The following is a 21206-nucleotide window of genomic DNA, read 5'->3' as shown; positions in this document are numbered from 1 at the left end:
CCTGCGCACAGTGCGCCCCATGATCACCATCGACCGCCAGAACGCCCTTCTTCGACTTCTCGGCCCGGCGCTTTAAGCGTCCGGGTTTGTCGCGTTCGCACACAAGTTCCATCGGTCGAAGTGTCTGTTCCATGAGCGAAGTCTTCAAAGGCGCCGGCATCGGCGTCGCCCGGCCGGGGCCGGGACTGCGACTTAGCAACGGTCGCTGAGCCACATCCGGCGGCTCCGCGGCCGTACCCTCGCCGGTCCCTCCCCTCCGCCTTTCAAAAATCCGATCCGCCGCTCCCGCCCGCACAGACTGCAGGGCCTGGGGCCGCCACTGGAGCCGAACGACGCCATGAGCACCGCGACCCACACCAACAGCACCGCGACCCAAACGAACGCAGGCATCCCCACCCTGCCGAAGTCCCCATCCAAATATGCCCCCTTCCCCCAGGTGAAGCTGACCGACCGCCAATGGCCGTCGCGCACCCTGGACAAGGCGCCGATCTGGTGCTCGGTCGACCTGCGCGACGGCAACCAGGCGCTGATCGAACCGATGGGTCCGGACCGCAAGCGCGCCATGTTCGACCTGCTGCTGCGCATGGGCTTCAAGGAGATCGAGGTCGGCTTTCCCGCCGCGTCGCAGACCGATTTCGACTTCTGCCGCGAGATCATCGACGGCAACAAGATTCCCGACGGCGTCACCATCCAGGTGCTGACCCAGGCGCGCGAGGAGCTGATCCGCCGCACCTTCGAGGGCATCAAGGGATCCAAGCGCGCCATCGTGCATCTGTACAACTCCACCTCGGAGCTGCAGCGCCGCGTCGTGTTCGGGCTGGACCGCCAGGGCATCATCGACATCGCCGTCCAGGGTGCGAAGCTGATCAAGCAGCTGGCCGACGAGACCCCGGAAACGGAAATCGTCCTGCAATATTCGCCGGAAAGCTTCACCGGCACCGAACTGGATTTCGCCGTCGAGATCTGTGAAGCGGTGATGGAGGTCTGGCAGCCGACGCCCGAGCGCAAGATCATCCTGAACCTGCCCTCGACGGTCGAGATGTCGATGCCGAACGTCCATGCCGACCAGATCGAGTGGTTCTGCAAGACGATGAAGAACCGCGAGTCGGCGATCATCTCGCTGCATCCGCACAACGACCGCGGCACCGGCGTCGCCGCCGCCGAGCTGGGCCTGCTGGCCGGCGCCGACCGCGTCGAGGGCACCCTGTTCGGCAACGGCGAGCGCACCGGCAACGTCGACGTCGTCACGCTGGCCCTGAACATGTTCACCCAGGGCGTCGATCCGGAACTGAACATCGACGACATCAACGAGATCGTCCGCGTTTCCGAATACTGCACCCAACTGCCGGTCCACCCGCGCCACCCCTATGCCGGCGAACTGGTCTTCACCGCCTTCTCCGGCTCGCACCAGGACGCCATCAACAAGGGCCTGAAGGCGCTGACCAAGTCCAACACCGGCAAGTGGGAGGTTCCCTACCTGCCGATCGACCCGCAGGATCTGGGCCGCAGCTATGAGGCGGTGATCCGCATCAACAGCCAGTCCGGCAAGGGCGGCATCGCCTATGTGCTGGAGAAGGACTACGGCCTGCAGATCCCGCGCCGCCTGCAGATCGAATTCTCCAAGGTGGTGCAGCGCGTCGCCGACGAGACCGGCAAGGAACTGTCGCCGTCCAACATCCATGCCGCCTTCAAGGCCGAGTATCTGGATGCCGACAGCCCGCTGGAACTGGTCGAGTATTCGACCGAGCCGCGCGGCCCGAACTCCGGCGCCCGCGTCATGAGCGTGGTGATGCGCCGCAACGGCGAGATCGTCACCACCAAGGGCAAGGGCAACGGGCCGATCGACGCCTTCCTGGACGCCCTGCGCCAGGGTTGCGGCACCGATCTGCACGTCGTCGACTATCGCGAGCACGCCATCGGCTCCGGCGAGGATGCCCAGGCCTGCGCCTATGTCGAGGTGAAGACCGGCGACAAGACCCTGTTCGGCGTGGGCATCGATGCCGACATCGTGACTGCCTCGCTGCGGGCGCTGGTCAGTGCGGCGAACCGGTCGATCCGCTGACGGACCCCGGATGCCAGGGGGATGCCAGGGATGGGGGCTGGCTCGTCCCTGGCATCAGCCGCGGGATCAGGCCCTGCGGACCTCATACAGGAAACTGCCGATCTCGTGGTTGAGCTGATCGGCCCGCCGCTGCAGGCTTTCCGCCGCGCTGTTCACCATGCGGGACGCCTGTTCGGTCTGGCTCGCCCCCTCCATCACGTTACCGACCTGGGCCGCGATCTCCCCCGTCCCATTCTGCAATTGGCGGATGTTGAGCAGAATGTCACCCGTCATCACCGTCTGGTTCTCGATGGCGGCGGCGATCTCGCTCGAACTCCGGCTCATGCCGTCGATGGTGCCGACGATGGCGCGCAGGGCGTCGGCCGCTTCGCAGGTGGCGTTCTGAATAGCTTCCACATGGTCGGCAATCTCCGCCGCCGCCCGCGTCGTCTGACCGGCCAGCGATTTCACCTCACCGGCCACCACGGCGAATCCCTTGCCGGCCTCGCCAGCGCGCGCTGCTTCAATGGTTGCGTTCAGTGCCAGAAGGTTGGTCTGTCCCGCGACCTCGCCGACCAGCCGGATGACCGCCCCGATCTGCTCGGCCGCCTGCGTCAACCCACCGATCAGCTTGTCGGTTCGACGGGCATCCGCGACGGCATGAATGGCCACCTCGGCGGATTCGCTTACCCGGCTTCCGATCGCACCGATGGTGTCGACCAGATGCTCGGCTGCCGCGGTGACGCTGCGGGCACTGGCCGCCGCCTGATCGATGGCCGCCACCATCCCCGAGGTCTGGCCGGTGGTACGGTCGGCGATCACTGCCATTTCCTGCGACGTCCTGCCCAATTGCCCCACCGCGGCGATGGTTTCGTCGATGACGGTCTTGGATGCGGCGTCGAACTGCCGTGAAAGATCGGCAAGGCGGTCGGCGCGCCGCCGCTGCATCGCACTGTTGTCGTCGCTCTCCCTCGTCATGCGCTGCCGGTCGGCCTCGTTCCCGGCCAGGATGGAAATCGCGGCAGCGATGCCGCCGATCTCGTCCCGCCGCATCGGCAGCGCGGCACTGACCGTCACACCGATCCTGCCGCCGGACAACTCCCGGACGACTTCGGCGAGATGGGCAAGCGGCCGGGCGATGTCGCGCCGGGTGAACCGGTAGAGCAGCGAGACAGCAGCCATCGACAGCAGTACCTGGACCAGGACGACGCCGTACGACACGGCAATTGAATGGGTCGTCTGCCGCTCCGCCTCATCCACAAGTCCGCTGTAGAGCGTCGTAACCTCGGAAACCACCGCGGCGAGGATGTTGGCCTGTTTCTCCAACCCGCCCATGAAGGCCAGGGTGGTCGACGCGTCACCATCCAGGATATCGATCAGGTCCACGCTGCGGGCGGTGTATTTGCGAACCGCTTCGTCCAGCCTCCGGCCGATTCCCTCGTCGTCCAGATCGGTCAGTCCGCCGGCCAGCGCGGCACCGCCGTCCGCGATGCTCTTACCAGCCTCATTGACACGCCGCTTGGCCGCCTCGATGCGATCCTCGGGCAGCTGGACCGACATCTGGGCAATCAATTCGTACATCAGTTTGCGATGCACCGCCAATGCCTGGGAGAATTCGGCTGCCCGGCCGGAACCGGCAATGGCACGGGCCAACATGGTGGAGACCTGCCCGTCAACCGCCGCCAAGGCATAGACCTGGACACCGCCCAGCAATGCCATCGCGGTTGCCAACGCGAGGAAATGGGCCACCAGTTTTTTTGAAAGCGTCATCGCGCGCCTCATTCCGGCATTGATCCGGCTTACTTGCTGTATATCCCGGCACAGACAATGCTCTCATTGAGAGATTCGCAATACATTTGCTTCGGCTCTACTTTCTTGCTGGTCGGATTGGTGAATTTATAATCCTGCCAAAAGCTCTGTTTCGACTGAGCCATCTCGATCCGTTCTTTCACATAGAGCTTCCCATCTATGTCCTGGGCATCGATCAGATCCTTGCCGATCAGCTTGGAGTTGGCGCCATGGGCGATGCAACGGCCTGTGCGGTCATAAACCACCACATAGAGATCGCGGTCGGTAAACCTGCCGTTCTTGTCATTGAAGGCGGCGAACGCCTTTTCCGCACCTGCGGACTTGATCTCGGCAACCGCCTTGCCCACCATCGCCACCGCCTCGTCCCTGGTGGCGACGGTTTCGGCACCGGCGGAGGTGCCCGTCAGCACCAGAAGCGCTCCGGCAACAGCCTTAAGATGGGAGAGACGCATGATCGCTTTCCTTTCGCAACCGTCACCAAATCATTGGTCATGCTCACATCTCCGACGCGCGGTCAGCCAGATGGGAGCAACCCTTACAAAGATTTTCCGGCGATATATTTCTGAATGTTGCCTGGGAGCGCTGTTGCCTTCCATGCTCGGAGGCGTCATGCCCTTGAGCTTGCGACCATCTCGGCCACTGCCTATAAGGGCCGGAACATCGGGCCGCGGCAGGCCGCCGCGGACAGCAGGGACAGCGCTATGATCGTGGTCACCGGCGGGGCCGGCTTCATCGGGTCCAACCTTGTCGCGGCTCTGGCTGCACGCGGCGTCACCGACGTGGCGGTCATCGACCGCTTCCGCGACGGCGAGAAGTGGCAGAACCTCGCCAAGCGCGAGGTGGCGACACTGGTGCCGCCGGAGCAGACGCTGGCCTTCCTCGACCAGCACGCCGCCGAAATCGATACCGTCTTCCATCTCGGCGCCATCTCCGCCACCACCGAGCGGGACGTCGACAAGATCGTCGCCAACAACGTCGCGCTGACGCTGGATCTGTGGCGCTGGTGTTCCTGGCGCGGCTGCCGGCTGATCTATGCGTCCTCCGCCGCGACCTATGGCGACGGATCCGCCGGGTTCGACGATGACGGGTCCTGCGACGGGCTGGCGCGGCTGCGGCCGCTGAACGCCTATGGCTGGTCCAAGCATCTGGTCGACCGCCGCATCGCCCGCGCGGTCGCCAGCGGCGATCTCGTGCCGCCGCAATGGGCCGGGCTGAAGTTCTTCAACGTCTATGGTCCCAACGAGGCCCACAAGGGCGACATGATGAGCGTGGTCGCCAAGCTGCACCCGCCGCTGACGGCCGGTCAGCCGGCGCGCCTGTTCAAGTCGCACAAGGACGGTTTCGAGGATGGCGGCCAGCTGCGCGACTTCATCCATGTCGACGATTGCGTCGCGGTGATGCTGTGGCTGTTCGACCGTCCCGAGGTCAGCGGCCTGTTCAATGTCGGCACCGGCAAGGCGCGCAGCTTCAAGGATCTGGCGCTGGCGACCTTCGCCGCTCTGGGGCTGCCCCCCCGGATTGAGTACTTCGACATGCCCGAGCATCTGCGCGGCAAATACCAATATTTCACGCAGGCGACGACGGATCGCCTGCGCGCCGCCGGATTCGACCAGCCCTTCACCGAGCTGGAAGAGGGTGTCCGGCGCTATGTGCAGGATTTCCTGTCGCAGCCCGACCCGTACCGCTGACCGGAGTTCCCATGCTCGCCACCCTGCCTGTCGTGGCCTTTCCCACCATCGACCCGGTCGCCTTTTCCGTCGGCCCCGTCGTCGTCCGCTGGTATGCGCTGGCCTATCTGGCCGGCTTCGTCCTGGGCTGGCGCTACTGCATGGGGCTGGCGCGGCTCGACCCCGACCGGCGGCCGAACCCCGAGGAATTCGACGACTTCCTGACCTGGGCGGTGATCGGCACCATCCTCGGCGGGCGGCTCGGCTATGTGCTGTTCTACAACCTGCCCTATTATCTGGAAAACCCGCTGGACGCCGTGCAGGTCTGGCATGGCGGCATGTCCTTCCATGGCGGCATGGTCGGCGTGCTGACCGCCATCGCACTGTTCTGCTGGCGGCGAGGCATTTCGCCCTTCGTCTTCGGCGACATCATCGCCGCCTGCGCCCCCATCGGCCTGTTCTTCGGCCGCATCGCCAACTTCATCAATGGCGAGCTGTATGGCCGGCCGGCGCCCGATTTCGCCTATGCCATGGTCTTCCCGCGCGATCCGCTGCAGGTTCCGCGCCACCCCAGCCAGCTTTACGAGGCGGCGCTGGAGGGCGTGGTGCTGTTCCTCCTGCTGGCGGTCGCCATCCGCACCCCGGCGCTGCGCAACCGGCCGGGCACGGTCGGCGGGCTGTTCCTGATCGGCTACGGCCTGTCCCGCATCACGGTTGAGTTCTTCCGCGAACCCGACCCGCAGCTGGGCTTCCTGTTCGCCGGCGCGACGATGGGACAGCTGCTGTCATTGCCGATGGTGGCCATCGGCCTGTGGCTGGTCATGCGCGGCCGGCGCCACGCCATTCCGGCCTGACGCCATGGCAGTGGAAAGCACCGGCCCGGAGACGCTCGCCCATCTGCTGGCCCGCCGCATCGTGATGGACGGACCGATCAGCGTCGGCACCTTCATGGCGGAGGCGCTCGGCCATCCGCGCTTCGGCTATTACATGCGCCGCGACCCGTTCGGCAGCGGCGGCGACTTCACCACCGCGCCGGAAATCAGCCAGATGTTCGGCGAATTGGTCGGGCTCTGGTGCGTCGATACGTGGGCGCGGCTGGGCGGCCCCGGCCCCTTCCATCTGGTGGAGCTCGGCCCCGGCCGCGGCACGCTGATGGCCGACCTCCTGCGGGCGGCGGCGGTGCTGCCGCTGTTCCGCGACAACGTCACCGTCCATCTGGTGGAAACCAGCCCGTCCTTGCGGGAACGGCAGCGCCAGACCCTGCACCCCGTCCTGGGCGACGCTGTCCACTGGCACGACCGGCTTGAGGATGTGCCGGAGGGGCCGACCATCCTGATCGCCAACGAGTTCTTCGATGCCCTGCCGATCCGACAGGTGCAGAAGACGAACCATGGCTGGTTCGAGCGGCTGGTCGATGTCGAGCCCGACAGCACCGAGGAGGCTCCGCGCTTCCGCTTCGTGCTGGAGGCGTTCGGCAGCTCCGGAAACCGGCTGGTGCCGGATGCGCTGCGCGATGCGCCCGACGGCAGCGTGGTGGAGGTCTCGCCCGCGTCGCAAGCGGTGGCGCGGCTGATCGGCGGCCGGCTGGCCGCCGCTCCCGGCGCGGCGCTGGTCATCGATTATGGCCATACCCACGGTCCGGCGGTCGGCGACACGCTTCAGGCGATGTGTCGCCATGCCTACGCTCCCGTGCTGGAGGCGCCGGGGGAGGCCGACCTGACCGCCCATGTCGATTTCACCGCCATCGCCACCGCGGCGCGCGAGGGCGGCGCCCAGTCCTTCGCCCCGGTCGAGCAGGGGGAATGGCTGTCCCGGCTGGGCATCCGCCAGCGGGCGGCGGCCTTGACCGCCAAGGCAAGCCGGGAGCAGGCGCGGGACATCCGTGGCGCGCTGGACCGCTTGATCGATCCGGCGCAAATGGGCAGGCTGTTCAAACTGGTCGCGCTCGCCACGCCCGGAGCCTTCGCCGACGCCCCGCCGGCCGGCTTCTGACCGGCAGGCGCGGCCCCGTTAGAGACACCGCACCATAACCGCCATCGAGACAACCCGGGCGGACCGTGCATCGCGGCCCCCTGCCCCATCGATCGGGCGGGAGCCTCAGAACAGGGAAGGACGGCGTTCGTGATCACACTCGGCGCGCTGAACGACATCACCCATATCCGCCACGCTTTTTTCACCCGCACCGGCGGGGTCTCCACCGGTCTCTACGCCTCGCTGAACTGCGGGCTGGGGTCCAACGACTCGGCTGCGGCCGTCCACGAGAACCGCGCCCGCGCTGCCGCGCGCATGGAGGTGGCGCCGGGCAACCTAATCACCTGCTATCAGATCCACAGCCCGACCTGCGTGGTGGTGGAAGAACCCTGGACACCGGAGACGGCACCAAGGGCCGACGCCATGGCGACCCGGCAGCCGGGGATCGCCCTGGGCATCCTGACCGCCGACTGCGCGCCCGTCCTGTTCGCCGACAGCAAGGCGCGGGTGATCGGCGCCGCCCATGCCGGCTGGAAGGGCGCCAAGGGCGGCGTCCTGGAGGCGACCGTCACCCGCATGGTCGAGCTGGGCGCCAAGCCGAGCCGCATCGTCGCCTGCATCGGCCCCTGCATCGCCCAGCGCTCCTACGAGGTCGGGCCGGAATTCCCCGCTCCGTTCGAGGAGGAGGACCCGCGCAACCGCGATTATTTCGCCCCCGCCCGGAAGCCCGGCCATTTCCTGTTCGATCTGGCCGCCTATGTCACGCGCCGGCTGGGTGATGCCGGCGTGACGGTGATCCAGCGCTGCCCCAACGACACGGTGGCGGAGGAGGACCGCTTTTTCAGCTACCGCCGCTCCCGCCTGCGCGGAGAGCCCGACTACGGCCGCAGTCTTTCGGCCATCGTTCTGCAGAGCTGAAAGCGCAGCCGCCGGCCGCATGGTCATGCCGCCCGCGCGGGGGCGGCATTCCCCATTGGGGAAAGACCCGACCGTCATCGAACGTTTACACGGGGCCGGCCCTTTGTTATGGTCCGCCCCGTTTTCAAGGGGCGGCGGCGCATGAGCGGCGGACGTGCCTTGAGCCGTATCCCTGCAAAGAGAGCCCACCCCGATGAAGGTGCTTGCCGGCAACAGCAACCGTCCGCTGGCCGAGGCGATCTCCACCTGTCTCGGCGTGCCGCTGACGAAAGCGAGCGTGCGCCGTTTCTCCGACATGGAGGTGTTCGTCGAGATCCTGGAGAACGTGCGCGGCGAGGACGTCTTCGTCGTCCAGTCGACGTCGTTCCCGGCCAACGACAACCTGATGGAACTGCTGGTGACGATCGACGCGCTCCGGCGCGGATCGGCCCGGCGCATCACCGCGGTCATTCCCTATTACGGCTACGCCCGCCAGGATCGCAAGACCGGCCCGCGCACGCCGATCTCGGCCAAGCTGGTCGCCAACCTGATCACCCAGGCCGGCGCCAACCGCGTGCTGACGATGGACCTGCACGCCGGTCAGATCCAGGGCTTCTTCGACATCCCCACCGACAATCTGATGGCCGCCCCGGTCTTCGAGAAGGACATCCGCCAGTCCTTCGAGAATATCGGCGAGGTCACCATCGTGTCGCCGGATGTCGGCGGCGTGGTGCGCGCCCGCGCGCTGGCCAAGCGCCTGGACGCCGATCTGGCGATCATCGACAAGCGGCGCGAGCGCGCCGGCGTGTCGGAGGTGATGAACATCATCGGCGATGCCGATGGCCGCCGCTGCATCCTGATCGACGACATCGTCGACTCGGGCGGCACGCTGTGCAACGCCGCCGTCGCCCTGATGGAAGCCGGCGCCAAGTCGGTCCACGCCTTCTGCACCCATGGCGTGCTGTCCGGCGGTGCGGTCGCCCGCGTCGCCGTGTCGCCGCTGGAGCAGTTGGTCACCACCGACAGCATCCAGGCGACCGAAGCCGTGCGCGTGTCGCGCAACATCCGCCAGCTGACCATCGCCCCGCTGCTCGCCGAAGCGATCATGCGCATCAGCGAAGAGCGGTCGGTGTCGAGCCTGTTCACGTAACGGCGGCAGCATCACACAGGAAAGGCCCTTTCCCGCTGGGAATGGGCCTTTTTTGTTGGCTGCGCCTTGCCCTTACCCGGCCCCCAGCCCGGCCCCCAGGTCATGGAAATCATTCGCCGTCACTTGCCCGCCGGTGGCGACGGCGATGCGGGCCATCACAGCGGGACGGGGGACGCGACGACCATGGCGGTACCGGTTGACCGTGGCCTGACTCGTCCCGATCAGGGCAGCAAAGGCCTCTTCCTTGGTTGCGGTCCGGGTGAGCCAGTCATCGAGCGTCATACCGCAATGGTTTAGACCAAGCCGGGATCTGCGCGCAACTGGATTTATTCCGTTGCCATGGACTTTCCAAAGCCGTTTTGGTATGAATGGGCCATGACCACAATGCGTGAATTGCGGCAGGCCGCCGGGTTGAGCCAGGAAAAGCTGGCCGAACTCGCCGGCACGTCGCAGCCCCAGATCAACAAGCTGGAGACCGGCCAGCGCAAGATGACCGTCGATTGGGCGGTCAAGCTGGCGCGGCCGCTGGGCGTCGAACCGGCGACCCTGCTCGGCCTCGACGCGCCTGCCGCACCCCCTGCCACTGCGCGGCCTGCCCGTCCGGCGCTTCCGCCGTTGCTGCGCACCGCGCAGGGTCCGCAGACGCAGGCTGCCTCATCGATGCCGGTGCGGGCGGCGGCACGCGGCGGCGTGGACCAGGAGATGTTCCTGGAAGACGGCCCCATCGACTGGATCACCCGCCCCGATTACCTGAAGAACGCCCGCGATCCCTATGCCATGTATGTGGTCGGCGACTCGATGATGCCGCGCTTCCGCCCGGCCCAGCTTCTGCATGTCAACCCGCACAAGCCGCCGGCGCCGGGTGCCGGCGTGGTGGTGGTGAAGCGCAACAAGGCGGTGTTGGTGAAGGAGTTCGTGCGCCGTGGCGCCGATGCCGTGATCCTGCGCGAATACCGGCCGGCCGACCGCGAGTTCGCCGTGCCGCTGGAAGACCTCGACACCCTGCACACCGTGGTCGGCCTGCAGGAACCCTGACGCCTATACCGATCCGGTATCGACTTTTCCTGTCCTAAATAGTCCAATTTGGACTATTCCTTTGCTCGACGACGCCCCGGCGAGGTCCGGCGCGGCTCAATCGACGAAGGAGCAACGGCCATGCCCCAACGCTATCCCCGCTTTCATCCCGGTCCGTCGGGCGGACGTCTCGACAGCTTCAGCGAACGCGGCGCCCGCGAATTGGCCCGCCGCATCCGGACCGCCTGGGCCAAGATCGGCTGGGACGTGGAGGTGCGGGTTGAGCGCATCGCCAGCGAGGAACTGGGCGACGGCCGCAGCATCGCCCATTTCGCCGTCCGCAGCGATCTGGTCAACGGCCTGCCGCAACGGCGCTTGGGGCCGGCGGAGACTCTGCCGGAAGAGGCGGCGCTGGCCCTGCCGCACGCCGCCTGATGCGGATCACTTCAACCGCTCGTCCAGATCGACCTGATAGCCGACGGCAAGACGGTTGGTCTCGTTCGCCATCCCCACCACCGCCATCAGCTCGCCGAACTGCGCGTCGGTCATGCCCAGCCGGCGCGCCGCCGCCTCGTGGGAGCGGATGCAGTACTGGCAGTTGTTGGTCACGCTGACCGCGACGAAGATCATCTCCTTCACCAACGGGTCCAGCGCCCCTGGCGCCATAACCTCCTTCAGGCTTTCCCAGGTCCGCGCCAGCGTCGCGGGGTGATGGGCGATGGCCTTCCAGAAATTGTTCACGTCGGGGACGCTGCGCGTCTCCTTGATGTCGTCATAGACGGCGCGGACATCCGGTGTGGCGTCGGCCTGTTCGATGAGGGGAAGCGGCATGGCGTCGTGACCTCCTGTATGGGACGGGGACTTCCGATAAGGCCGGACATCCTGTCGCAAGGCAACCTCTGGTCTATGTCACCCCCCATCCATCGGCCACATTGACCCATGCCTGTCGCGCTGGTAGTAGAGACTTGCATCAGATCGCGCAAACATTCGGACGACCGATCCGCCCGGAGCCCGCGGTGCTGAAAAGCAGTCCAAAGACACGAAATCCATTCGTGCAGCGTTCCCATGCGGCCCGGCTCCGGCACCTGTCCGATCCGGTCCGACTGCCGGGAGGAACAGCGTGGAGAGTACGGTTCTGGAGGCCGACTTGTCGCCAGCTGGCGATGCCAACGATGATGGTTCCATCATTGCCGGCACAGCCGCTCCCGACGCGCTGGATCTGGCCGCCTCCGTCCAGGGCCTGCGCCTCCTCGCCCGTCTGAACGCCGAAGAGCCGACTCCCGCCTTGCTGGAGACGCTGCGGCGCGACCCGGTCGGCCGCGGACCGCTGGCGCTGGACCGTGACGACGCCCTGCAGGCAGCCGCGCTTCTGGACGAGGTGGTGAGCGACCTGCCGGAGCGCATCACCCGTCGCAGCCTCGTCCCCCTGGTCGCGGATTTCACCGCCATCCATCTCAGCGGCGAACTGCGTGTCAGCCCAACCGAAGGGCCGTGGCTGGAGGAAGCGTTGCGGGAGGACGCCGCCGCCTCCCTGCGGCACTGGCGCAACGGGCTGGATGCGGAATTGCGCCAAGGGCCACTGGACCGGTTGGCGGAGGACCATGTCGCCGTGGAACTCGCGCTGCTGGCCGCCTTGCTCGACCGCGGACGCAGGCCCGACGCCATCCGCTTCCTCGACCGCCATCCGCTGCGCTGGGTTCCCGATTTCTGCAGCCGGGTCGCCACCCGTTGCCGGGAACCCTTCTTCGCCAGCATCGCCATCCTGACCAACGCCCAGCTCGACGATCTGCGCGACCGTCTCGGCGAGGTTTGCGGCCTGCCGCGTCCGGCCGAGGACGGTTCCGATGCCCGCCGACGCCGACGCTGGACGGACGGACGCTTTCCCCGTGCCTGCACCTGCGACCCATAAGCTGCCGGACCGCGCACCGCCGACCACCTGCCGTAAAGTCGGAGTTGCCCGTCCTTCGATGCTTCGGCCATGGTGGATGGGGCAGGGTCTGCCCTGTACTGCCGAGCGGTGGCCACGGTCTCCGGCGTCGGTTCCTTTCCTTGACAATGGTTGGTGATGCCCATTCGCAGCCTCGACAGCCGGACCGACCGCAGAGGGTCCTTGCGCCTTCTGCGTCTGCTGCTGGCCGTGTCGGTCGCCCTGCCGCTCCTGCTGTTCGCCGGCATCGGCTGGCGCGAGCGGTGGGAGGCCCAGGACGAGGCTGAACGGAACAGCAGCAAGAATGCACTGATCCTGCATGAGCATATGCTGAAGGTGTTCGACACCATGTCCCAGCTGTTGGATCGGGTGGATGAGCGCATCCATGGCCGAAGCTGGCAGGAGATCGCCGCATCGGACTCGCTCCACAGCTACCTGAAGACGCTGAAAGGCGAGTTGGAGCAGATCGGCGCCATCGGACTGACCGACCCCGACGGCATCGTGCGCAACTCCAGCCTCGTCTTTCCCGCGCGCAACACCTATGTCGGCAACCGGCCGGATTTCCGCGAACAACGGGAGCGGGACGCCGGCCTGCTCATCGCCGGGCCGGTCGCCGACCCTGTCACCGGCAAGCCCAGCTTCGGCATCAGCCGGCGCCGCAGCGGTCCCGGCGGCCCGGACGGCAAATTCGACGGGATGATCGCCGCCATCATCAATCCCGACTATTTCGCCAGCTTCTATCGGCAGATCATCGGCACCGAAGGAGAGTCCATCGCGCTGATCCGCGATGACGGCGCCATGCTGATGCGGTTCCCCACCCTCGACGCGATGCGGCCGAACGCGGCTCTGCCCACCCTGCCCGCCGACCGCGGCCTCCGTGCCGAAATTCGCAGGCAGCCCGACGAAGGGATCTTCCGCACCGGCGACAGCCATGTGCAGGGTCTGGACCGTGTGTTCGCCTACAAGCGGGTCGGCAGCTTCCCGGTCTACGTCGTCTATGGACTGGACCAGACACAGATCACCCGGTCCTGGTGGCGCAACATGGCGCTGGACGCCGCCTTCGTCGCTCCGGCGACGCTGGCGCTGGCGCTGATCGCCTGGCTGGCCTACAGCCGCGCCGCCTCCGAAAGCGCCGCGGTCCAGCGCTGGGCTGACGAGGTGCGCAACCGCGAGATGCTGGAAGAGGTGCTGCGCCAGAGCCAGAAGATGGAGGCGCTCGGCCAGCTGACCGGCGGGGTGGCGCACGACTTCAACAATCTGCTGACCGCGGCGCTCGCCAACCTGCATCTGCTCTCCCGCCATCTGCCGGTCGAGGGACAGCGCTTCCTGACAGGGACGCGGACCGCGCTGGAACGGGCGGAGAAGCTGACCCGGCAGCTGCTGTCCTTCTCGCGCCAGGACGCCATCGACCTGACGGTGGTCGATCTGGGCGACAGCCTGCGTCGGATGGACGATCTGCTGGAACGCTCCATCCGCGCCGACGTCACCCTCGACTGGAACATCGCGCCTGCACCGATGGCGGTCGCCGTCGATCCGGTGCAGTTGGAAATGGCCGTGCTGAACCTCGTGCTGAACGCCCGTGACGCCCTGCCCGGCGGTGGTCGCATCCGCATCACCGCCGCGCCGGGTCCGGAGCCGCGCACCGCCCGCATCGAGGTTGCCGACACCGGCGCCGGCATGCCCCCGGAGGTGATGGCCCGCGCCTTCGATCCCTTCTTCACCACCAAGGGCGTCGGCAAGGGGACGGGTCTCGGCCTGTCGATGGTCTATGGCTTCGCCCGCCAGTCCGGCGGCAGCGCCTCCATCGACAGCCGGCCGGGCGAGGGTACCCGCGTCCGGATCGATCTTCCGCTGACCGACGCCCGTCCGGCCGAATCGCCGGCCCCCGCCCCCGCCGCAACGCCGGACCTGCGGCCATTGCGCATTCTGGTGGTGGAGGACAATCCGCTGGTGCTGATGGCGACGGTGGAGGGATTGACCCAGGAAGGCTTCACGGTGGAGACCGCGGAAGACGGGGTCACGGCACTGACGCTGCTGGAGACCGACCGGAATTTCGATCTCGTGGTGTCGGACGTGGTCATGCCCGGCGGCGTGTCCGGCATCGACCTTGCCCGGCACATCCGCGAGCAGTGGCCCCAGCTGCGCGTGCTGCTGGCGTCCGGCTACAGCCCCGAATCGCTGGCAACCATGGGCGCCGATACCGCGTCGGTCCTGGCGAAGCCCTTCACCCCCGACCAGCTGACGGCGCGCATCCGCGCGCTGGTGCAGAATGGATCGGCAGACCGGATCAACTGAGCGCGCTGACGAACATCGGCGTCCACATCGCCATGCACCAGACGAGACCGAGGCACAGACCGCGGGTCAGATCGTCGAAGGTCGGCTGTTCCAGCCGGTTCAGCTTCCACATCGCGTTCAGTTCCCCCGGCGTCATCGGCTCGGCATCGGACTCGGATTGGGCAACGCTCCGGTCGGTCTGTTCACGGCTTGCGGCTGCGCGCCGTTCGGGATCGCGTGACGGCATGGCTGGGGCCTCGCATCGATAGCGGAATGCCCAACAAGTTTGTGGTCGCCGCCGCCGCCGACCAGCCTTTCTTCCGGCGACGCCGAAATTTTGTCGGCATACGAAAAAAGGCCGCCATCCGCTGGACGGAGGCGGCCTTTTCGCCAAGCTCCCGGCCCGAATGGCCGGACCCGGTCACTTGCCGGGGCGGATCACCGGGGTGAGCTGGTCGCCCCAATTGCCGGCTTCGTTGTGATAGCGGGCGGTGCGCATCAGCTCCACCGTCACGCCGGCCTCGACCGCCTTGACGACCGCGTCGTTCAGGCGATGCAGGTTGTTGGCGACGATGCGGATGGCGCTCTCCTGCTCCGGCGACAGTTCGGACCGGTCATCCGGCGGCGCGTCCTTGAAACCCGACATGCGTTGTTCCTTCCCCTGGATTGGGACCGCCCCGGCGGGACCGGCTGCGGTCCAGAACTTGGTCATGATCTTGCCCGGCTTCGTCGGCCGGGTTTCCATCATGTACCACATCTTGTGCGCCGCGACAAAGAACACGACGCACCGGGCGCTTGCGACCATTGGCCTCTTGCAACCGTGAAACCGGCCTTCCCGCCCCACCCCACCGCCATCGGACCTGGTCCAGGCCGGCAACCCATCACCGGTCGTTTTCTTACAAGCGGAAGAAATAATACTTCAGAGTCGCAACAAACTCTTGGATTAACTCAAGAGTTGACGTCTCTCGATTGCGATGCACAGATTCCAGCACGATTGAATTTTTCCCCTTACGGAGATTATCTTGAAGAACGTCGCCAAGGCCCTGCTGGTCGCGTCCTCGCTGTTCCTGATGCATGGCGTCGCGCTCGCCGGGCAGCAGGACTTCACCATCGTGAACAAGACCGGCTATCCGCTGAAGCACATCTACGTTTCCGAGAACAACAACAACAGCTGGGACGAGGACATCCTCGGCCGCGACGTCCTGAACGACGGCGAGTATTTCGAGGTTGCCTTCGCCAAGGCCGAGAGCACCTGCAAGTGGGACATGAAGGTCGTCTATGACGACGGCGAGTCGGCGGTGTGGCAGGGGCTGAACCTGTGCCAGATCTCCAAGCTGACGCTGAAGTGGAACAAGAACACCGGCGTTACCTCTGCCCAGACCGAGTAAACCGTCAGCGGAAATTGTCGGTGCTGCGGTTCATCAGGTGGATGAAGACGTCTTCCAGCGTCGGTTCCGTCGCGGTGATCCGCAGCTCCAGCTGCCCCGCCTCCCGCTGTCCTGACCCCAGTTGCCCCGACCAGGGGGCAAGCGCCCGGTCCAGGGCAGCAGCGTCGGTGCCGCTGACATGCAGCCGGCTGCCGAAGACCGCGACCATCTCAACCCCGGGCTGGCCGTCCAGGGCCGCCGCGATGCGATGCAGGCCGCTGCCGGCGACCAGACGGGTGTGCAGGCCCGATCCGGCGATGACCTGATCGACCGTTCCGTGGGTCATCAACGTGCCATAGGCGATGTAGGCGATGCGGTGACAGCGTTCCGCCTCGTCCATGTAATGGGTGCTGACCAGCACCGTCAGCCCTTCCCCGGCAAGCCGGTGGATCTCGTCCCAGAATTCCCGCCGCGCCTTGGGATCGACCCCCGCCGTCGGTTCGTCCAGCAGCAGCAGCTTCGGCTCGTGCAGGATACAGGCGGCCAACGCCAGACGCTGCTTCCAGCCGCCCGACAGTTCACCCGCCAGTTGTCCGCGACGGTTGGACAGACCCAGCCTGTCCAGCGCCTCCACCACCCGCCGCCGGCGGTCGGACAGGCCATACATGCGGGCGACGAAGTCCAGATTCTCGGCAATGCTCAGATCCTCCCAGAAGCTGAACTTCTGGGTCATGTAACCGACCTGTCGCTTGATCGCCGCGCTTTGCCGCCGGATATCGAGGCCAAGGCAGGTGCCCTCCCCCGAATCCGGTGTCAGCAGGCCGCAGAGAAGCCGGATCGTCGTGGTCTTCCCCGATCCGTTCGGCCCGAGAAAGCCATAGATCTCTCCGGTCTCCACCCGGATCGACACATCGTCGACCACGGTCTTGCTGCCGAAGCGCTTGACCAGCCCACGCACGTCGATGGCCGGAACCGGCGCCTGCGTCATCGACCCGGCCCCTCCGGCAACGCAGCGGCCGGCCACACATCCACCGGCAATCCCGGGTTCAGCGGCCGATCCGGCCCCACCTCCATTTGGGCCTCCATCCGGGCCTCCACCCGAAAGACCAGCTTCTCGCGGCTGCCGATGCTGTAGATCACCGGCGGGGTGTATTCCGCCTGCGAGGCGATCCGCGTCACCCGCGCCGACAGGCCCGGCGGGCAGCCGTCACAGCGCACCGACAGGGTTCCACCCGGCGTCAGCCCCGCGATGGCGGTTTCCGGCACGAACAGCACCAGCTTCACCCGCTCCGGCGGCAAAAGCGATACGACGGGGGAACCCGCGGGCACCCATTCGCCTGGATTGTAGAGCGTGTCCTCCACCAGGGCCGCCGCCGGGGCCGCCGGGGCCAGATCGGCCAGCCGCCGCTCCGCCTGGGCCAATGCCGCCTCCGCCTGGGTTACTGCCTCGTCGGCCGCACGCAGCTGTTCCGGGCGGGCGGGCAACGCGGCGACGGCCAACTGCGCCTCCGCCTCCGCCAACTGGCCGCGGTCGCGGTCGAAGGCGGCGCGCGCCTGATCGAGCTTGTCGGGGGAGGAGACCCTGCGGGCGACCAGTTCCTGCTGACGGGCCAGTTCGGCGGTGGAGTAGCGCAGGGCCGCCTCGGCCTGCGCCTTCTGCGCAGTCACCACTGCCACTTCCTGCGCCCGCTTGCCGGTGGCCAGATCGGCGCGTTGCGCCCGGGCCTGGGCCAGGGCCGCCGCCAGCCGGTCGCGCTCCGCCCTGGCGGTGGCGCGGTCGATGGCGAACAAAGGCGCTCCGGCCGGAACCCGCGCTCCACGGGCGACCGACAGACTTTCGAGCATGCCCGCCCTTGGTGGCCGCGATGCGCAGATACTCCCCCTCGACATAGCCATGGGCAAGCGGCGGCGGCCCGCCAGCCGTCACCGGCAGACCGATGGCCAGCGCGATAGCGGCCAACCCGTCCAGGATGCTTCCGAGAAGGCCGCTCATGGCGCCCCATCCCCGGCAGCTTCCGCCGCATCGCGCAGCAGCACCCGGCGGAGGTTGCCGATGTGGACCTCCACCAGCGCCATCATGTCCATCGGCGGCTCGCCCTCCACGCCATTGAAGGAGGTCCGCCACACGGCGCTCATCAACAGCGGCGCGACAATCAGACGCACGTTGGGATCGACCGCCATCGGGCGGAACTCCCCGCTTTCGATCCCCCGGTGCAACAGGGCGGCCAGCACGCCGAAGCCGCGGCGGATCACCTCGCGATGGTAGAAGGCGGCAAGCTCCGGGAAATTGCCGGCCTCGGCGATCACCAGGCGCGGAATGGTCGCAAGGCGCGTCGTGACGATCAGGTGCGCCACCATGCGCAGCAACCGCTCCAGCACCGGGAAACAGGGTCCGCCAGCGGCGGCGGCCAACGCCTCGGCCCGTTGCAGGTTGGGCAGGATGGCCGTGCGGACCACCGCCTTGAACAGCTCCTCCTTGCCGGGGAAATAGAGGTAGAGCGTGCCCTTGCTGATGCCCGCACGGGCCGCCACTTCCTCCAGCCGCGTGGCGGCGAAACCGCGTTCGGCGAAGACGTCCATCGCTGCGGCGACGATCTCCTGCGGGCGGGCGTCCTTGCGACGGCGCCAACGCGGCGGATCGCTACCCGGCTTCGGGGCCGGATCGGCTGGGCGGACAGGCATGGCACGCCCCATTAATTACTGATCAGTCAGTTATTAACAGAAGCCGACCGTGTCTCCAATGGCTAAGGTCATTGTGCGTTGCGGTAGAATCTATGCAAAAGGTCTTGCCTTTCGGCGAGCAGTCACGGACACTTTCCACCGGCCGACAGCGTACGAATGGAAGCGCGGCCAAGCCCGCTCCGACCGACGGGCGCCAAAACAGGACAGGAACAGCGTGGCCGGACCAACGGCCGCCGCGGTTGTCGGGAGGTACGGATCAAGGCGCTGACGCCGGGACCCGATGGTTTGCGATGACCGGACGCTGCCGTCCGGCATTTGCCCGGGTCCCCAGCCGAGCGAGGGGATCGAACATGCCGAGTGCTGCCCAGTCCGCGTCATCCTCCAGCCTGGAGCTGCTGACGATCTACGAGGTCAGCAAGATCCTCGGGTCATCGCTGGATCTGGAACAGACCCTGCGCGAGGTGCTGCGGGCGCTGTCCTACCAGTTGCAGATGCATCGCGGACGAGTGTACCTCCAGGGCGAGGACGGGGCTCTGCGGCTCGTCGCCGCGCAGGGGCTGCCGAAGGACTCGCCGGCGCAGGAGATCGACTACAACCAGGGTGAAGGCATCAGCGGCCGCATCCTGAAGACCGGCATGCCGGCCGTCGTCCCCAACCTGGCTGAGGAGCCGCTGTTCAACAACCGGTCCGGCGGGCGCGACGATCTGGACGAACAGGTGGCCTCGCTGGTCGGCGTGCCGATCAAGGCGGCCGGCACCGTCGTCGGCGTGCTGACCATCGATCGCATCTCCGACGACGGCCCCAGCGGCCATTTCGGCTCCGATGTCCGCTTCCTGACCATGGTCGCCAACCTGATCGGCCAGACCGTGCGCCTGCACCGCACGGTGGCGGAGGAGCGGCGCTTCATGATGCGCGAGACCTTCCGCGTCCAGAAGGAGCTTCGGCCGGTGGTGGCGCCGGTCAACGACGTGGTCTGCACCAGCCCCAACATGGTCGACGTGCTGGCCCAGGTCCACCGGGTGGCGCCCTTCAAGTCGACCGTGCTGATCCGCGGCGAGAGCGGCACCGGCAAGGAGCTGATCGCGCGTGCCATCCACAACCTGTCGCCGCGCAAGGATGCCCCCTTCATCCGCGTCAACTGCGCCGCCCTGCCCGAATCGCTGCTGGAGTCGGAGCTGTTCGGTCACGAGAAGGGATCCTTCACCGGCGCCCAGAAGGACCATAAGGGCCGGTTCGAGCTGGCGTCCGGCGGCACCCTGTTCCTGGACGAGATCGGCGACATCTCCTCCAACTTCCAGGCCAAGCTGCTGCGCGTGTTGCAGGAACAGGAATTCGAGCGGGTCGGCGGGTCGAAGACGATCAAGACCGACGTCCGGCTGATCTGCGCCACCAACCTGAACCTGGAGGAGGCGGTCGGCCACGGCAAGTTCCGCGCCGACCTGTATTTCCGCATCAACGTGGTGACCATCCACCTGCCGCCACTGCGCGAACGGCGTGGCGACATCGCCATGCTGGCCAAGCATTTCGTCGGCAAATTCGGCCGCGACAACGGCCTGAACCTGGACATCGCCCCGGAGGCGCTGGAGGTGCTGAACCGCTGCACCTGGCCCGGCAATGTGCGTGAGTTGGAGAACTGCATCGAGCGCGCCGCCACCCAGTGCCGCAACGGCACCATCCGCGTGCCCGACCTGTCCTGCAGCATGAATCTCTGCAACTCGTCGGTGCTGTTCCAGTACCGCACCATGGGCGCCGCCGTCGGAGGACTGGCTCCGTCGATGAGCGGGACTCCGACCAACCCGTCGGTTGCCCCTCCCGTCCCGGGCCGTCCGCAGCCGCCCACGATGCCCCAGGCGATGCCGGCACCCCCGAATGGGGCGGCGCATGGGGCCCTCGGCAGCGGCCCGAACGGCACCCCGAACGGCGTGGCGAACGGTACACAATGGCCGGCCTGCGCCTCCGGCTGCGGGGCCGGACCGATGCCGGTCTGCGGCGCGTCCAAACCGCTGGCGCCTTCGTCCATCGTTCCCCTGCCCGCGCCACAGCCAGCGGCGACCGCACCGGTCGTTCCCTCCGCCCCGGCCCCGCAACCCGCGGACGCAGGCCCCGACCTGCCGCTGGATGAGCCGGACTCGGGTCCGCTGCGCGACCGTCTGGTCTGGGCGATGGAGCGGACCGGCTGGGTCCAGGCCAAGGCCGCCCGCCTGCTGGGCATGACGACGCGGCAGGTGAGCTACGCGCTGCGCAAGTACAACATCGAAATCAAACGGTTCTAGGAAGCGGCCGACAACCGCCCCGGTCGCACGCCGACGCTCTTTCGTGCTACGTTGCCGGGCCTTCGGTTCGATGGCGCTCTCCGATCGAACGGATTTCCGTCTTGTCTTCGCTTGAGAAGCCCCTCGCCCGCTGT

At 67.0% G+C, this 21206-nt stretch carries 21 protein-coding genes; 12 read left to right on the top strand and 9 right to left on the bottom strand.

From position 1 onward, the window contains the following. The first annotated feature begins 337 nt into the window (after positions 1-337). Positions 338-2062: a 2-isopropylmalate synthase gene (gene leuA / locus I71_RS17695; protein WP_083897232.1), complete on the top strand. Its 1725-nt coding sequence runs from the start codon at positions 338-340 to the stop codon at positions 2060-2062. 66 nt (positions 2063-2128) lie between these two features. Here the strand turns inward: leuA and I71_RS17690 are convergent, their stop codons facing one another. Both I71_RS17690 and I71_RS17685 read right to left on the bottom strand, forming a co-directional pair. Further along, entirely contained in the window at positions 2129-3811 is a 1683-nt protein-coding gene (locus I71_RS17690) for a methyl-accepting chemotaxis protein (protein ID WP_049976179.1), read from the bottom strand. 29 nt (positions 3812-3840) lie between these two features. Beyond that, entirely contained in the window at positions 3841-4302 is a 462-nt protein-coding gene (locus tag I71_RS17685) for a cache domain-containing protein (protein WP_042696153.1), read from the bottom strand. A 249-nt stretch (positions 4303-4551) separates the two neighbouring features. On the opposite strand from I71_RS17685, the gene rfaD reads away from it, so the two are divergent. The 5 genes from rfaD (at position 4552) to I71_RS17660 (ending at position 9535) form a co-directional block, all read left to right on the top strand. After that, on the top strand, positions 4552-5538 hold the full coding sequence (gene rfaD, locus I71_RS17680; protein WP_042696152.1) for an ADP-glyceromanno-heptose 6-epimerase: 987 nt from the start codon (positions 4552-4554) through the stop codon (positions 5536-5538). Positions 5539-5549: 11 nt separating this feature from the next. Next, positions 5550-6371, top strand: a complete 822-nt coding sequence (gene lgt, locus I71_RS17675) for a prolipoprotein diacylglyceryl transferase (RefSeq protein ID WP_042696151.1) — start codon at positions 5550-5552, stop codon at positions 6369-6371. 4 nt (positions 6372-6375) lie between these two features. Next, positions 6376-7509, top strand: a complete 1134-nt coding sequence (locus tag I71_RS17670) for a class I SAM-dependent methyltransferase (RefSeq protein ID WP_042696150.1) — start codon at positions 6376-6378, stop codon at positions 7507-7509. Positions 7510-7638: 129 nt separating this feature from the next. Continuing rightward, a complete protein-coding gene (gene pgeF / locus I71_RS17665; protein WP_042696149.1) occupies positions 7639-8406 on the top strand; it encodes a peptidoglycan editing factor PgeF in 768 nt (255 codons plus the stop codon). A 193-nt stretch (positions 8407-8599) separates the two neighbouring features. Next, complete coding sequence (locus I71_RS17660; RefSeq protein ID WP_042696148.1) at positions 8600-9535, top strand: ribose-phosphate pyrophosphokinase; 936 nt, start codon at positions 8600-8602, stop codon at positions 9533-9535. A 72-nt stretch (positions 9536-9607) separates the two neighbouring features. Here the strand turns inward: I71_RS17660 and I71_RS17655 are convergent, their stop codons facing one another. After that, a complete protein-coding gene (locus I71_RS17655) occupies positions 9608-9817 on the bottom strand; it encodes a helix-turn-helix transcriptional regulator (RefSeq protein WP_042696147.1) in 210 nt (69 codons plus the stop codon). Positions 9818-9910: 93 nt separating this feature from the next. On the opposite strand from I71_RS17655, the gene I71_RS17650 reads away from it, so the two are divergent. Next, positions 9911-10570: a LexA family transcriptional regulator gene (locus tag I71_RS17650; RefSeq protein WP_042696146.1), complete on the top strand. Its 660-nt coding sequence runs from the start codon at positions 9911-9913 to the stop codon at positions 10568-10570. A gap of 120 nt (positions 10571-10690) precedes the next feature. Continuing rightward, entirely contained in the window at positions 10691-10984 is a 294-nt protein-coding gene (locus I71_RS17645) for a hypothetical protein (RefSeq protein WP_042696145.1), read from the top strand. A gap of 6 nt (positions 10985-10990) precedes the next feature. On the opposite strand, the gene I71_RS17640 is transcribed toward I71_RS17645, so the two are convergent. Then, positions 10991-11380, bottom strand: a complete 390-nt coding sequence (locus I71_RS17640; RefSeq protein ID WP_042696144.1) for a carboxymuconolactone decarboxylase family protein — start codon at positions 11378-11380, stop codon at positions 10991-10993. Positions 11381-11669: 289 nt separating this feature from the next. Here I71_RS17640 and I71_RS17635 point away from each other — a divergent pair, with 289 nt between their 5' ends. Together I71_RS17635 and I71_RS17630 are read left to right on the top strand one after the other, a co-directional pair. Beyond that, the gene (locus I71_RS17635; protein WP_083897230.1) at positions 11670-12458 is read left to right on the top strand and encodes a molecular chaperone; all 789 of its coding nucleotides are present in this window, start codon (positions 11670-11672) and stop codon (positions 12456-12458) included. 156 nt (positions 12459-12614) lie between these two features. Continuing rightward, positions 12615-14771, top strand: coding sequence for a hybrid sensor histidine kinase/response regulator (locus I71_RS17630; RefSeq protein ID WP_042696143.1), 2157 nt, complete (start codon positions 12615-12617; stop codon positions 14769-14771). On the opposite strand, the gene I71_RS17625 is transcribed toward I71_RS17630, so the two are convergent. Continuing rightward, entirely contained in the window at positions 14764-14997 is a 234-nt protein-coding gene (locus tag I71_RS17625) for a hypothetical protein (protein WP_042696142.1), read from the bottom strand. The two genes, I71_RS17630 and I71_RS17625, sit on opposite strands and share 8 nt — an antisense overlap. A gap of 174 nt (positions 14998-15171) precedes the next feature. After that, positions 15172-15396, bottom strand: a complete 225-nt coding sequence (locus tag I71_RS17620; protein WP_042696157.1) for a hypothetical protein — start codon at positions 15394-15396, stop codon at positions 15172-15174. A gap of 376 nt (positions 15397-15772) precedes the next feature. On the opposite strand from I71_RS17620, the gene I71_RS17615 reads away from it, so the two are divergent. Beyond that, complete coding sequence (locus tag I71_RS17615; protein ID WP_244433900.1) at positions 15773-16138, top strand: hypothetical protein; 366 nt, start codon at positions 15773-15775, stop codon at positions 16136-16138. A 4-nt stretch (positions 16139-16142) separates the two neighbouring features. Here I71_RS17615 and I71_RS17610 read toward each other — a convergent pair whose 3' ends face one another. The 3 genes from I71_RS17610 to I71_RS17600 all read right to left on the bottom strand — a co-directional run bounded on the left by I71_RS17610 (position 16143) and on the right by I71_RS17600 (position 18799). Further along, positions 16143-17105 (bottom strand): ABC transporter ATP-binding protein, encoded by a 963-nt coding sequence (locus I71_RS17610; protein ID WP_042696155.1) that lies wholly within the window; start codon positions 17103-17105, stop codon positions 16143-16145. After that, the gene (locus I71_RS17605; RefSeq protein ID WP_244433899.1) at positions 17102-17962 is read right to left on the bottom strand and encodes an HlyD family secretion protein; all 861 of its coding nucleotides are present in this window, start codon (positions 17960-17962) and stop codon (positions 17102-17104) included. Before I71_RS17605 ends, I71_RS17610 begins: the two co-directional genes overlap by 4 nt. 144 nt (positions 17963-18106) lie before the next feature. Beyond that, on the bottom strand, positions 18107-18799 hold the full coding sequence (locus tag I71_RS17600) for a TetR/AcrR family transcriptional regulator (RefSeq protein WP_042696154.1): 693 nt from the start codon (positions 18797-18799) through the stop codon (positions 18107-18109). Between the two features lie 350 nt (positions 18800-19149). On the opposite strand from I71_RS17600, the gene nifA reads away from it, so the two are divergent. Further along, complete coding sequence (gene nifA / locus I71_RS17595) at positions 19150-21072, top strand: nif-specific transcriptional activator NifA (RefSeq protein ID WP_042696141.1); 1923 nt, start codon at positions 19150-19152, stop codon at positions 21070-21072. Positions 21073-21206: the final 134 nt, after the last annotated feature.

Origin of the sequence: Azospirillum sp. B506, assembly GCF_000333595.1 — a bacterium.
In the GTDB taxonomy this organism is placed as follows: domain Bacteria; phylum Pseudomonadota; class Alphaproteobacteria; order Azospirillales; family Azospirillaceae; genus Azospirillum.
Note: the sequence above shows the minus strand (reverse complement) of the source record. Positions and strands in the feature narration are given on the sequence as shown.

Bases quoted from the DNA above. Each gene is read 5' to 3' on its own strand.
- rfaD (WP_042696152.1), top strand. From the start codon at position 4,552: ATGATCGTGGTCACCGGCGGGGCCGGCTTCATCGGGTCCAACCTTGTC.
- I71_RS17655 (WP_042696147.1), bottom strand. From the start codon at position 9,817: ATGACGCTCGATGACTGGCTCACCCGGACCGCAACCAAGGAAGAGGCC.
- I71_RS17670 (WP_042696150.1), top strand. From the start codon at position 6,376: ATGGCAGTGGAAAGCACCGGCCCGGAGACGCTCGCCCATCTGCTGGCC.
- I71_RS17640 (WP_042696144.1), bottom strand. From the start codon at position 11,380: ATGCCGCTTCCCCTCATCGAACAGGCCGACGCCACACCGGATGTCCGC.
- I71_RS17690 (WP_049976179.1), bottom strand. From the start codon at position 3,811: ATGACGCTTTCAAAAAAACTGGTGGCCCATTTCCTCGCGTTGGCAACC.
- I71_RS17610 (WP_042696155.1), bottom strand. From the start codon at position 17,105: ATGACGCAGGCGCCGGTTCCGGCCATCGACGTGCGTGGGCTGGTCAAG.
- I71_RS17605 (WP_244433899.1), bottom strand. From the start codon at position 17,962: ATGCTCGAAAGTCTGTCGGTCGCCCGTGGAGCGCGGGTTCCGGCCGGA.
- nifA (WP_042696141.1), top strand. From the start codon at position 19,150: ATGCCGAGTGCTGCCCAGTCCGCGTCATCCTCCAGCCTGGAGCTGCTG.
- I71_RS17600 (WP_042696154.1), bottom strand. From the start codon at position 18,799: ATGCCTGTCCGCCCAGCCGATCCGGCCCCGAAGCCGGGTAGCGATCCG.
- leuA (WP_083897232.1), top strand. From the start codon at position 338: ATGAGCACCGCGACCCACACCAACAGCACCGCGACCCAAACGAACGCA.
- I71_RS17645 (WP_042696145.1), top strand. From the start codon at position 10,691: ATGCCCCAACGCTATCCCCGCTTTCATCCCGGTCCGTCGGGCGGACGT.
- I71_RS17650 (WP_042696146.1), top strand. From the start codon at position 9,911: ATGACCACAATGCGTGAATTGCGGCAGGCCGCCGGGTTGAGCCAGGAA.
- I71_RS17660 (WP_042696148.1), top strand. From the start codon at position 8,600: ATGAAGGTGCTTGCCGGCAACAGCAACCGTCCGCTGGCCGAGGCGATC.
- I71_RS17620 (WP_042696157.1), bottom strand. From the start codon at position 15,396: ATGTCGGGTTTCAAGGACGCGCCGCCGGATGACCGGTCCGAACTGTCG.
- I71_RS17630 (WP_042696143.1), top strand. From the start codon at position 12,615: ATGCCCATTCGCAGCCTCGACAGCCGGACCGACCGCAGAGGGTCCTTG.
- I71_RS17625 (WP_042696142.1), bottom strand. From the start codon at position 14,997: ATGCCGTCACGCGATCCCGAACGGCGCGCAGCCGCAAGCCGTGAACAG.
- lgt (WP_042696151.1), top strand. From the start codon at position 5,550: ATGCTCGCCACCCTGCCTGTCGTGGCCTTTCCCACCATCGACCCGGTC.
- I71_RS17685 (WP_042696153.1), bottom strand. From the start codon at position 4,302: ATGCGTCTCTCCCATCTTAAGGCTGTTGCCGGAGCGCTTCTGGTGCTG.